General features: G+C 62.5%; 10 protein-coding genes. 8 read left to right on the plus strand and 2 right to left on the minus strand.

Annotated elements, in window-relative coordinates; all coding sequences use genetic code 11:
* Nucleotides 1–274 precede the first annotated feature (274 nt).
* Both ACHZCU_RS09875 and ACHZCU_RS09880 read left to right on the plus strand, forming a co-directional pair.
* A complete protein-coding gene (locus ACHZCU_RS09875) occupies nucleotides 275–1,180 on the plus strand; it encodes a LysR family transcriptional regulator (protein ID WP_319518647.1) in 906 nt (301 codons plus the stop codon).
* 269 nt (nucleotides 1,181–1,449) lie between these two features.
* Nucleotides 1,450–2,022, plus strand: a complete 573-nt coding sequence (locus ACHZCU_RS09880; protein WP_319518648.1) for a UbiX family flavin prenyltransferase — start codon at nucleotides 1,450–1,452, stop codon at nucleotides 2,020–2,022.
* Nucleotides 2,023–2,040: 18 nt separating this feature from the next.
* On the opposite strand, the gene ACHZCU_RS09885 is transcribed toward ACHZCU_RS09880, so the two are convergent.
* Entirely contained in the window at nucleotides 2,041–2,781 is a 741-nt protein-coding gene (locus tag ACHZCU_RS09885; RefSeq protein WP_106310783.1) for a FadR/GntR family transcriptional regulator, read from the minus strand.
* Nucleotides 2,782–2,936: 155 nt separating this feature from the next.
* On the opposite strand from ACHZCU_RS09885, the gene ACHZCU_RS09890 reads away from it, so the two are divergent.
* The 6 genes from ACHZCU_RS09890 (at nucleotide 2,937) to dgoD (ending at nucleotide 10,960) form a co-directional block, all read left to right on the plus strand.
* Nucleotides 2,937–3,857: a sugar ABC transporter permease gene (locus tag ACHZCU_RS09890; RefSeq protein ID WP_319518649.1), complete on the plus strand. Its 921-nt coding sequence runs from the start codon at nucleotides 2,937–2,939 to the stop codon at nucleotides 3,855–3,857.
* Entirely contained in the window at nucleotides 3,854–4,696 is an 843-nt protein-coding gene (locus tag ACHZCU_RS09895; protein ID WP_045679467.1) for a carbohydrate ABC transporter permease, read from the plus strand. Before ACHZCU_RS09890 ends, ACHZCU_RS09895 begins: the two co-directional genes overlap by 4 nt.
* 30 nt (nucleotides 4,697–4,726) lie before the next feature.
* Nucleotides 4,727–6,019: an extracellular solute-binding protein gene (locus tag ACHZCU_RS09900; RefSeq protein WP_319518650.1), complete on the plus strand. Its 1,293-nt coding sequence runs from the start codon at nucleotides 4,727–4,729 to the stop codon at nucleotides 6,017–6,019.
* A gap of 71 nt (nucleotides 6,020–6,090) precedes the next feature.
* Nucleotides 6,091–8,784: a sugar-binding domain-containing protein gene (locus tag ACHZCU_RS09905; RefSeq protein WP_319518651.1), complete on the plus strand. Its 2,694-nt coding sequence runs from the start codon at nucleotides 6,091–6,093 to the stop codon at nucleotides 8,782–8,784.
* Nucleotides 8,781–9,812 (plus strand): ABC transporter ATP-binding protein, encoded by a 1,032-nt coding sequence (locus ACHZCU_RS09910; RefSeq protein ID WP_319518652.1) that lies wholly within the window; start codon nucleotides 8,781–8,783, stop codon nucleotides 9,810–9,812. Before ACHZCU_RS09905 ends, ACHZCU_RS09910 begins: the two co-directional genes overlap by 4 nt.
* Complete coding sequence (gene dgoD / locus ACHZCU_RS09915) at nucleotides 9,809–10,960, plus strand: galactonate dehydratase (protein WP_319518653.1); 1,152 nt, start codon at nucleotides 9,809–9,811, stop codon at nucleotides 10,958–10,960. Before ACHZCU_RS09910 ends, dgoD begins: the two co-directional genes overlap by 4 nt.
* Nucleotides 10,961–11,078: 118 nt before the next feature.
* Here dgoD and ACHZCU_RS09920 read toward each other — a convergent pair whose 3' ends face one another.
* Complete coding sequence (locus tag ACHZCU_RS09920; RefSeq protein WP_319518654.1) at nucleotides 11,079–11,984, minus strand: 2-dehydro-3-deoxygalactonokinase; 906 nt, start codon at nucleotides 11,982–11,984, stop codon at nucleotides 11,079–11,081.
* Nucleotides 11,985–11,993: the final 9 nt, after the last annotated feature.

Here is an 11,993-nt window from a genome sequence, read left to right on the forward strand (position 1 = left end):
TTGATCGCCGGGAAGTGCGATGGCGGCCGGTTTTTTGCACCCGCTCTCGCGGATGCGGCGGTACGTCACGCCTCCCTCACGCGGGTCTCTCACCGGAATGCTGCGGGCGGCGAAAATGCCGGAAACCCCGCCTCTCTCCCGCTTGCCGATTGCAGCGCCATGTGCTGCAGCCGGCCTCCGGTAAGGCCGCGTGTTCATACACTAGAGATAGGAATTCGCCCTTCATGTCGAAAATGAATTGATTGAATGAATTCCATTCTGATAAAGAATAGACATGGAATTTCGAACGCTTCGTGCCTTTGTGGAAGTCGTCCGTCAGGGCGGCTTTTCGCAGGCGGCCAAAACGGTTTTCACGACCCAGTCGACCGTCAGCAAGGCTGTCAAACAGCTTGAGGACGAAGTCGGGGTCGCGCTTCTGGAACGGATCGGGCATCGCTCGGTGATGACGGCCGCCGGAGAGATCGTCTATGCGCGGGGCGTCCGGCTTCTTGCCGACCGCGCGGATCTGCTGGCCGAACTGGCGGAAGTCCGCGGGCTGAAACGCGGTGTCCTGCGTCTTGGTCTGCCGCCGGTCGGCAGCGCCACGCTTTTTGCACCGCTTTTTGCCATTTACCGGCAACGCTACCCCGGTATTGATATCGATCTCGACGAACATGGCAGTCTGGATCTTGAAGAGAAGCTGCGTGCCGGCAGCATCGATTTTGCCGGGCTGCAGCTGCCGCTTGCCGAAGACTTTGAAGGTCAGCCTGTGCGCAGCGAGCCACTTGTGGCGCTGTTGTCCTCAAACCATGCGCTGGCGCAGCGTTCCGCTGTCAGTCTGGAGGACCTGGGCGATATTCCGTTCATCGTTTTCGACGACGGGTTTTCGCTGCATCGCCGGCTCATGCGGCTTGCCCGTGCACGTGGTCTCGATCCGGTGATTGCCGCTCAAAGCAGCCAGGTGGATTTTATGGTCGAACTGGTGGCAGCCGGTCTGGGCGTTACCTTCCTGCCGCGCACCATCGCCGCCCATCATGCCCATCCGATGGTCCGCCGGATCGCGTTCGAAGAACCCGAACTGAACTGGTCGGTCGCCATGGCCTGGCGGCGCGGCGCCTATCTGTCCGCCGCCGCCGCCGCATGGCTTGATCTCGTGCGCGAAATCCACGGCGACGCTGCATCACCGGACGCCTCGGCGTAAGCGCCTTTACGACAATTGCGTGGTGATGAATTCCGGACCGGGAGAAGGGAATTTACCGATCTGCTCACGATCGAGACCGTCATCGGTGATGATGATGTCGATGGCGTTCCCGGCTTGCTCACTGAGGCGTGGTCGGATGACAAGGCATTCTCTGGATTGAGTTGCCGTCGCGGGTTCATGGGATTATTGCTCTCTGGCCGGACGAATGTGCGCCGGTGCCTGCAGCAGGCGTCATTGTTGCGGACTGAAGGCCGGAAAGAGAAGAAGCCATGCCAAAGCCCCGTATTATCGTCGGCATTTCAGGCGCCTCCGGTGCCGTCTACGGCATCACCGTTCTGGACATGCTGCGCCAGGCCGGGATCGAGACACACCTGGTCGTCAGCAAGTCCGGCGAACTCACGCTGTCGGAAGAAACGGGGCTGAAGCTGAAAGACCTCGAACACCGGGCCGATCACATTCACCCGGTCAAGAATGTCGGAGCGTCGATTGCCAGCGGTTCGTTCAAGACGATGGGCATGATCATTGCGCCGTGTTCCGTCCGCACCGCGTCGGAAATCTCCTCGGGGATAACATCATCGCTGCTGACGCGCGCCGCCGACGTGGTCTTGAAGGAACGGCGCAGGCTGGTGCTGATGGTGCGCGAAACGCCGCTTCACCTCGGACATCTGCGAACGCTGACCCAGCTTGCCGAGATGGGAGCCGTCGTCGCGCCGCCGATGCCGGCATTTTATGCCGCGCCGGACAGTATCGACAGCATGGTGCGCCATTCCCTCGGTCGCGTCCTCGATCTCTTCGACATCGAAACCGATATCGTCCGCTGGACGGGGCTTTCATCGTCGTGATGCCGCATTCCGTGGGGGCTAGGATTTGACCGTCTCGTAGGACGTCAGGCCGAGGTCGATGACGGCGATTGCCAGCAGGCGTACCATGGCCGCATGCGCGCCGTCCGGGTCGCGGGCGCGGATGCACTCTATCACGTCTCCATGAACGGCGAGCGAGGCGCCCGGTTCGCGCGCGCCCTCCATCGACATGCGAAACGCGATCGACAGCGCCGTGCCGATCATGTTCGACAGATGCATGAAAACGATATTGGCGGAGGCCTGAAGCAGAACCACATGATAGTGGATATCGGCCTTGTTGAAGCGCTCGAAATCGCCTTCCGCCCTGGCCTCGCTCATTTCCGCAAAGGCGGCGTCAAGCCGTTTCAGGTCATCGGGGTTGGCCCGGATTGCGGCAAGCCGCGCTGCGGCCGGCTCGATCACCTGCCGGGCCTCGATCAGCGACAGCACAAAATCGGGGCCGGGGTCGATTTCCATCGCCCAGGCCAGAAGATCGGAATCGAGCATATGCCAGGCCGAACGCGGCAGCACCACCGTGCCATGGCGCGGCCGGGCCTCGATCATGCCCTTGTCCTTCAGCGTCCGGATCGCCTCGCGCAAGGCGCTGCGGCTGACCCCGAGATTCTCGCACAATTCCGCTTCCGGCGGCAGCACATGGCCGGCCGGATACTCGCCTTTCAGAATCGGAAAGGCCAGGCGCGTCACCGTGCGGCGATGAACGCGCGGCTTGCTGCGCGGTGAAGCGCTTGCGTCGTCGAGCATTGCAGTCCTTTTAAATCAGATTAATAAAAGCCTATACAGCCGGAAACCTGCGGTCAATCCATGGGTTTAGGTAATTAGTCTGATTAATGGTTTGACAAATCCCATTAGTCTGATTAATGAAATCAGCCAGTCGAGTGCATCGGGAGGAGCGCTTCATGGCGATCAGCAGAGCCAAACGAAGAAACCGCGGCGAGCGCATGCGCGGCACAGGTGCCCTCTGGCTCACCGTATCGCCGTTCCTCATCATATTTCTGGCGTTCTCGTTCTTCCCGGTCGTCTTTTCCGCCTGGCTCGGGTTCAACCGGTGGGACGGGTTTTCGCCGCCGCAATTCGTCGGTTTCGATAACTACCTGACCGCGCTGGGCGATCCGGTGTTCCGCAAGGCGGTCTGGAATACCGTCTACATCTGGCTCGTCTCGACGGTGATCACCGCGGGACTGGCGCTGACGCTGGCGGTCGTCATCAACGAATATGCGGTTTTCGGCCGCACCTATTTCCGGCTCGTCTTCCTGCTGCCGCTTCTGGTTGCCCCGGCCATCGCCGCGGTCATTCTCAGGGTGTTCTTCACCGCCAATGGCGGGCTTGTGAACATGCTGATCGGCGAGGTCACCGGCACGCCGACCTATTTCAGCTGGTTCGATTCCACGGTGTGGATCAAGCCGCTGGTTGTCCTGCTGGTCGTCTGGCGCTGGACCGGCTGGCACATGATCATCTTCCTGGCCGGTCTTCAGGCGATCTCGCGCGATATCTACGAGGCTGCGCGGATGGAAGGCGTCAGCCGATGGTCGATCTTCAGCCGCATCACCATGCCGCTGTTGGCACCATCGATTGCCTTTTCGGTGATCACGGCGACCATCGGCGGCCTGCAGATGTTCGACGAGCCCTATGTGCTGACGCAGGGCACCGGCGGCACCGATGACGCGGCCAGCACGCTTGGAATGTATCTCTACGCGACCGCCTTCACCCAGTTCGATTTTGGTCTCGGTGCCGCGGTCAGCTGGTACATCTTCATTGCCGTGGTCGCCATGACCTTGCTCTACCGCCGCATCAGCGCCAATCTGGGAGCCACGACATGAGACAGCTCTGGGCGAATTCCGAGCGTCGCTGGAACCTGATCCTGACCATCGGGCTGCTGTTGCTTTCCCTCATCTTCGTCATGCCGCTCTACTGGACGGCGGTGTTTGCGACACGGTCTCTTGCCGAGGTCTTCCAGTTTCCGCCGCCATTGTGGTTCGGCGACCAGCTGATGGAGAACTACAGCCGGATTGCGGATGTGTTTCCGCCCCTCAGGCCGGTCTGGAATTCCATCGCCGTCGTGGTGCCGAAGACGATCGGCCTGGTGCTGGTGTCGAGTTTTGCCGGCTATGGACTGGCGCGCTATACCGGCCGCCCGAGCCATAAATTCCTGCTCGCGGTCACCTTCGCCACCCTGTTCTTTCCGCCGTCGCTGGCGCTGATACCGTTTTTCCTGCAGATGAGCTGGCTGGGCTGGCTCAACACCTTCTGGCCGCTGATCGTGCCGGCGATTGCCTCCGGCTTCGGCGTTGTATGGATGTACACCTATATCGGCTCATCGATCCCCGTCGAGCTTTACGAGGCGGCGGAAATGGACAATTCCGGTCCGATCGCAACCTTCTGGTTCGTCGTGCTTCCGATCATCCGGCCCGGTCTCGCAGCCCTTGGCGTGTGGACCCTGATCAGCACCTGGAACGAATTCCAGATTCCGTTGGTCGTGCTGGCGGACGGCGCGAAGTTCACCGTGCCGCTGGCGCTGACGCTTTTGTCGCGCACCCATTTTTCCGACACACCCGCAGTGATGCTGGCGACCCTGATCGGGCTCGTTCCGGTGTTCATCCTGTTTGCGCTTCTGTCGCGACAGTTCATCGCCGGTCTCACGTCCGGAGCGGTGAAGTAATCATCCGAAGGTCCACTCAGGGAGGAAACAATGGATCTGACACGACGCAGAATGCTGGCAATGTCCATGGCGACGCTGGTTGCCCGCCCCGTCTTCGCGCAGGGAACGCCGATGGCGGTGGACCCCGATTTGAGCGCGACGATCAGTGTGTGGACGTGGCCCAACAATGACCGCACCTTCACGGCGCTGATGCCCGCTTTCAACGCGGTGTATCCCAATATCACCGTCAATGTTCAGGGCTTCCCGAACGCGAATTCGAACTATCTCAACACCGTTCAGCGCGCCCTTCTGTCCGGGTCCGGCCCGGATGTGGCGATGATCGAGATCAACGAGCTGGCGCTTCTGCGGCAGCGTCCGCAATGGGTCGATCTGGCCGCCGAGCCGTTCAATGCCGGTCCGCTGCTTGAGGATTTTGCCGGTTTTGCCGCCGATAACGTCAAGACGGACAACGGCAAGATCGTCGCACTGCCGAAGCACACCGGCCCCGGCGCCATGTTCTATCGCCGCGACATCTTCGATGAGGTCGGGCTGCCCTCCGACCCCGATGCGGTGGCCGACACTTTCGCGACCTGGGACGCTTTCCTTTCGGAAGGCAGCAAGATGATCGTCCCCAACGAACGGTGGATGATTGCCAACGGCCTCGAGATCCTGACGGTGCGTATGGGCCAGGCCGGCATCGGCTGGTTCGATGCCGACGGCAATCTTCAGCTCGACAATCCGGTCATCATCGATGCGCTTGACCTGATCGATCAGGCGGGCAAGGCGAAACTGATCTCGCCGTTTTCCATGTGGTCGCCCGAATGGCAGTCCGCTTTCGGCAAGGGGCAGATCGCCACGATCATGTCGGGCAACTGGTTCGGCGGGTTGCTCAAGCGGGCCTTCGCGCCAAACGACGCCGGCAAATGGGGTGTCTCGCCGGTGCCCGCCGATGAAAACGGCAGCCGGTCCTGGAACTATGGCGGCGACTTTATCGGCGTGCTCAACACCTCGAAAAACAAGGACGCCGCCTGGGCCTTCATCCACTGGCTCGTCACCGATAATGAAAGCCTCAAGCAACAATACCAGAACGACGACCTCTACCCCGCCTACCTGCCGGACGGAAGCGCCGACTGGATCAATTTCGAAGACCCCTATTATGGCGGTCAGAACGTCAACACGGTTTTTGCCGAGGTGCAGCGCACGATGAAATCCTGGCCGTTGAACACCCATGACCGCCTGGCGGGAGACGCCGTCCAGGTCGCCGTCGACAATGTCGCCAAGGGCGTGGAAACGCCCGAACAGGCGCTTGAAACCGCGGAAAAGCGGATCAGGGCGCGCCTCTGATAACTGAAATTCCCGGCGGGCCGTGGTCCGCCGGCGCCTTACCACCTGTTTGTGAATGGACCTCCAGCATCATGCTTCACGAAATCGAGCTTTCCGGCGAATGGGACTTTGCGCTTGACCCCGAAGGACAGGGCCTGCGCGCAGACTGGCACACCGCCGCCTTCGAAGACAGCATCGCCTTGCCCGGAACCATCGATCTGGCCGAAAAGACGCCGGCCGGACCGAGTGCCGGCATGGCCTATCTGACCCGCCGCCATCCCTATGTCGGGCCGGCCTGGTATGCCCGCGATTTCGTCGTGCCGGACAGTCAGGCAGGCCTGCATCACGATCTGATGCTGGAACGCCCGCACGGCGAAGTGCGGGTCTGGATCGACGGCCTCGAAATCGGTCGCGATCTCGGGCTTTGCACACCGAACATGTTTCTGCTCGGTCAGCTCGAGCCGGGCAAACACCGGATCGTGCTTCGGGTCGACAATTCCGATTTCCCCAATGTCGGCCAGGCCATTCGCGAAAAAAATCCGGACGTGGCGCATTCGACCTCGGAGCATACGCAGTCGAACTGGAACGGCATCGTCGGCGCGATACGCATCGAGGCCCGTGCCGGGCGGATCGCCCGGCTGGATGTGACCACCGGCAAGACGGGCATCGACCTTCGCATCGAACTCGACGCGCTCGATCCGAGCCGCACATGGCCGACCTTCTGGACCGAAGGCGGGCATGTCGATGAACTCCACCTGACGGCAACGCTGGATGACGGGCGCGCGGTTTCGCAGGTCCTGCCGCTTGATATCGACTCCGGCTATACGCCGCTCGACCTCACCATGCCGCTGCCGGTGGACGCTGCCCGCTGGGACGAGTTCTCGCCGTCCATCCACCGTCTGAAGGCGGAATGGCGACGCGACGGCGCGCCGGTCGATTTTCGCGAGACGGATTTCGGCCTGCGCCATATCGAGCGCGAGGGTCGTCACATCCGCCTGAATGGTCGCCGCATCTTTCTGCGCGGCACGCTCGATTGCTGCATTTTCCCGAAGACCGGCCACCCGCCGATGGACCGGGAGGGCTGGCGCGTCGCCTTCGGTAGCGTGCAGGAACACGGGCTCAACCATGTGCGGTTTCACAGCTGGTGCCCGCCGCGCGCGGCCTTCGAGGTCGCCGACGAGCTCGGTCTTTATCTTCATGTCGAAACGCCGGTCTGGTGCGCTCTCGGTTCCGATCCTGAGATCGACGCGTTCACCCGCCGGGAAGCGGAACGGATCGTCGCCGAATATGGCAATCATCCCTCCTTCGTGATGCTGACGGTCGGCAACGAGGTATCCGGTTCCGGCCTGCATGCCTGGCTGGAGCGGTTTCTGGAGGAATGGCGCGCCCGCGATCCGCGACGCCTCTATAATGGCGGTTCGGGCTGGCCCTCGCTCAAGCGCGCCGACTATCTGTCCAAACCGGAGCCGCGCAGTCATCGCTGGGGCGAGGGGCTGGAAAGCCGCCTGAACGCGCGCCCGCTCGAAACCGAGACCGATTGGAGCGAATGGGTTCAGGCCGAGAAGGTTCCGCTGCTCGGACATGAAATCGGGCAATGGTGCGTTTATCCCGATCTGGATTCGATTCCGCGTTACGACGGTCCGCTGGCGCCCGATGCCTTCGATATCGTCGCCCGCGACCTTGAAAGCAAGGGGCGGCGCGACAGCGCCCACGAGAAGATGATGTGCTCGGGCGCCTTGCAGACGGCGCTTTACAAGGAGGATATCGAGGCAAGCCTGCGCACCCCCGACTATGGCGGTTTCCAGTTGCTCGGCCTGCAGGACTTTCCCGGTCAGGGCACTGCGCTGGTCGGCGTCGTCGATGCCTTCTGGTCGGCAAAACCCTATGACGATCCGGCCGCGTTCCGTCGCTTCTGCGGACCCGTCGTGCCGCTGTTGCTGGCGCCCGGCTTCGTGCTGACAAAGGGCGCGGCCTTTACCGCAGGTGCTGCGGTGTCGCTGTTTACCCAGCATGATCTGGCTGCGGGCGAGGCGCGCTGGAGCGTGCAGGATCGCGATGGCGGGCTTAGGGCCGAAGGCACCATCGCCCACGATCTGCTGCAGACCGGCGACCTTCACCATCTGGGCGACATAACGGTGGCGACGGACGGACTGGCGCAGGGCCGCTACACGCTGACGCTTTCCGTTGGCGGGGCGGACAACAGCTGGGATTTCTGGGTGTTTGCCGAGGAAAAGGCCGACCTTCCGATTGTCACCAGTCTCGGCGCGGCGGAACTGGAAAGGCTGATGGCGGGCGAAAGCCTTGTCTTTGCGCCTGCACCGGAGGCCATCGTTCCCAACGCCGAACTCGGCTTTACCACCCTGTTCTGGAACACGGTCTGGACCGATGGCCAGCCGCCGCAAACGCTTGGCCTCATCAACCGCACCGAACATCCGGTCTTCAGCACGTTCCCGGCGGAGCGGCCAAGCGGCTGGCATGAATGGGAACTGCTGCACGATCGCCGGGCGCTTGATCTCGATGGCCTCGGCTTTGGGCGGATCATCGACGTGATCGATGACTGGAACCAGAACCGCGACCTTGCGCTGCTGGCCGAGGCAAAGGTCGGTGCGGGACGGCTGATAGTGTCCGCAATCGATCTCACCACGCCGGGACGTCCGGTCGCAGCCGCGCTTTCGTCCGCCATCGCCCGTCATCTGGCGGCGCCGGAAACGGATGCGCCCGAGCTGACGCCCGATGCTGTCAGCGCATGGGTGAAGCACACGATCACAGGGGAGGCTAAGCCATGAGCAGCATAGAACTGTCCTCGGTCCGCAAGGCCTTCGGCGCGCTGGAGGTGATCCGCGATATCGACCTGTCGGTCGCCGAGGGCGAATTCTGCATCTTCGTCGGCCCGTCGGGTTGCGGCAAGTCGACCCTGCTCAGGCTGATCGCCGGTCTTGAGACCATGAGCGGCGGCGATATCAGGATTGGCGACACGGTGGTCAACGATCTTGCCCCTGCCGAGCGGGGCCTTGCCATGGTGTTTCAGTCCTACGCGCTTTATCCGCATATGACCGTGCGCCAGAACATGAGTTTCGGCCTGCGCCGCACCGGCCATTCGAAGGCCGAGACGGAAGCGCGCGTGAAGGAAGCGGCGACCATTCTCCAGCTTCAGCCGCTGATGGATCGCAAACCCTCGCAGCTTTCCGGCGGTCAGCGCCAGCGGGTGGCCATCGGTCGGGCGATCGTCCGAAAGCCGCGCGCCTTTCTGTTCGACGAACCGCTTTCCAATCTCGATGCCGAACTGCGCGCGCAGATGCGCGTGGAACTGGCCGAGCTTCACCGCCAGCTGGGCGCAACGATGATCTACGTCACCCATGACCAGGTCGAGGCGATGACGCTGGCTGACAAGATCGTCGTGCTGCGCGACGGCCGGATCGAACAGATCGGCACGCCGGACACGCTCTACAATGATCCGGACAATATCTTCGTTGCCGGCTTTATCGGATCGCCACGGATGAACCTGCTGAAGCTCGAAGGCAGCCCGCTGGCCAATGGCAAATTTTCCCCTCCCGCCGGCGCGGTGACGGTCGGCCTGCGTCCGGAAAGCCTGGAGATCGGCAACGATATTGCCGCAAAGGTCGGTGTCGTCGAAAATCTCGGCGGCACGTCGATCATCCACGCCGATCTCGGTGATGGCCAGACCATCATCGCCGAGGCACGCGGCGCCACCCGCCCGCAAACGGGCGCGGAAATCGGTTTTGCCCTGCCGTCGCGGCCGTTCTATTTCGACGGTGAGGGCCAACGCATACGCAATGGAGCAGTCACATCATGAAAATCACGGCGCTGAAGACATTTCTGGTCGCCCCGCGATGGCTGTTTCTCAAGATCGAGACCGATGAGGGCATCTGCGGCTGGGGCGAGCCGGTGATCGAGGGCCGGGCGCTGACCGTGCGGCAGGCGGTGGCGGAACTTGAGGATTATCTCGTCGGCAAGGACCCCCTGCGCATCGAAGACCACTGGCAGGCAATGTATCGCGGCGCCTTCTATCGCGGCGGTCCGATCCTGATGAGCGCGATTGCCGGCGTCGACCAGGCGCTGTGGGATATCAAGGGCAAGGCGGCGGGCCTGCCCGTGCATCAGCTTCTCGGCGGCCCCTGCCGCGATCGTATCCGTATCTATTCATGGATCGGCGGCGATCGCCCCTCCGACGCCGCGAAGGCGGCGCGGGAAACCGTGGATCGTGGTTTTTCCGCCCTGAAGATGAACGGCACGGCCGAAATGCAGATCGTCGACAGCCATGCCAAGATCGACGCCGCTGTCGAAACGATTGCCGCCGTGCGCGCGGAAGTCGGTCCTCATATCGGTATTGCCGTCGATTTTCACGGACGGGTGCACCGGCCGATGGCCAAGGCGCTGATCCGCGAACTGGAGCAGTTCCGGCTGATGTTCATCGAGGAGCCGCTGTTGTCGGAGCATATCGATGCGCTTGGCGAGGTCGTGCGCGGCGCGACCACGCCGATTGCGCTGGGCGAGCGGCTTTATTCGCGCTGGGATTTCCGCAAGGTTTTTGAATCGCGGGTGGTCGACATCATCCAGCCCGATCTCAGCCATGCCGGCGGCATTTCCGAATGTCGCAAGATCGCCGCCATGGCCGAGGCCTATGACGTGGCGTTTGCGCCGCATTGCCCGCTCGGACCGATTGCGCTGGCCGCCTGCCTGCAGGTCGACGCCGTCAGCCACAACGCCTTCATTCAGGAGCAATCGCTCGGCATCCACTATAACGGCAAGGGCAGCGATCTGTTCGACTACCTGAAGGACCCGAACGTATTCAACTATGCCGACGGCAGCGTGACGATCCCGTCCGGTCCGGGGCTTGGGATCGAGATCAACGAGGACGCGGTGATGGAAGCCGCCAAAACCGGGCATAACTGGCGCAACCCGCTGTGGCGGCATGAGGACGGTACTGTCGCGGAATGGTAGGCGACTGTGAGCGCCTCTCTCCGGGGCTCGCCAGCTCTTCAACAGCGGTCTCCGATACCTTCGAGCGGCATCAGGGCATTCAGCGGGGCTTGAATGATTGCAAGCCCCGTTTCGGCTTTCACAATCTGTTTCTCAATTGTTCATAGGCGGCTTTCAGGCCGCGCAAGGTGACTGCCTCGGCATCGATGCGCTGCACTTCGGCGCCGCGTGCCGTCAGCACGCGGGCGTAGAGATCGGCAAGCCGTTCGCTGCCGATCAGCGCCACCGGCCGGCGCGACCAGAGTTCATGCAATGCCGCCACTTCGGCGCCGATCAGCATCCCCGAAAGCTGTGCCGGTCCCGTCTGCGCTGCGTTCAAAAGCCGGTCGGCGCGGATCGAGAACAGGTTGGTCAGCGCCTGTCCGGGGTTTTCGGCGGCCGTCTCTGCCGCCTGATCGAAACTCGCCATGTCCCATGCGGGCCCGGCAAGAGCCTGATGCAGCACCGAGTGGTCGCGCAGCAGGGAGAAGACTTCTCCGGTCATGGTCGTCTTGAAGGATTTCACCGTGCCTTCGGCGCAGCGTACCCATTTGCAATGGGTGCCGGGCATGCACAATATCCCGTCGAAATCCGGCGTCATCGCCAGAAAACCGGCCGCCTGGGTTTCTTCGCCGCGCATCACGTCCGGCGGGTCCTGCTGGCACATGCCGGGCAGAATGAAGACCTTGAGATCGGGTGAGGTTGCGGGAACCCTGATGCTCTGGTCTGCACCGGGCGGCGGACCGGGAACGGCGCAATAGCCGGCTTCCGCCCACCCCTCGCGCGCTCCTGCCATGCCGCAGATGACGACCGGCAGTGCCGTATCTTGCCGCTCGACCCCGCTCAGCAGTTCGCCGAGCACGCCGGCAAAGGCCTCCGGTTTCAATACGCCCATGCCGCGCGGGTTCTCGCGGTATTGCAGCACATCGCCCGACGGCCCCATGACCCATACGCGCAGGTTGGACGTGCCCCAGTCCACAGCGACCCATTCAGGGTGTTCGGTCATGGTTGCCTT

This window comes from uncultured Martelella sp. (assembly GCF_963677965.2).
Lineage (GTDB): Bacteria > Pseudomonadota > Alphaproteobacteria > Rhizobiales > Rhizobiaceae > Martelella > Martelella mangrovi.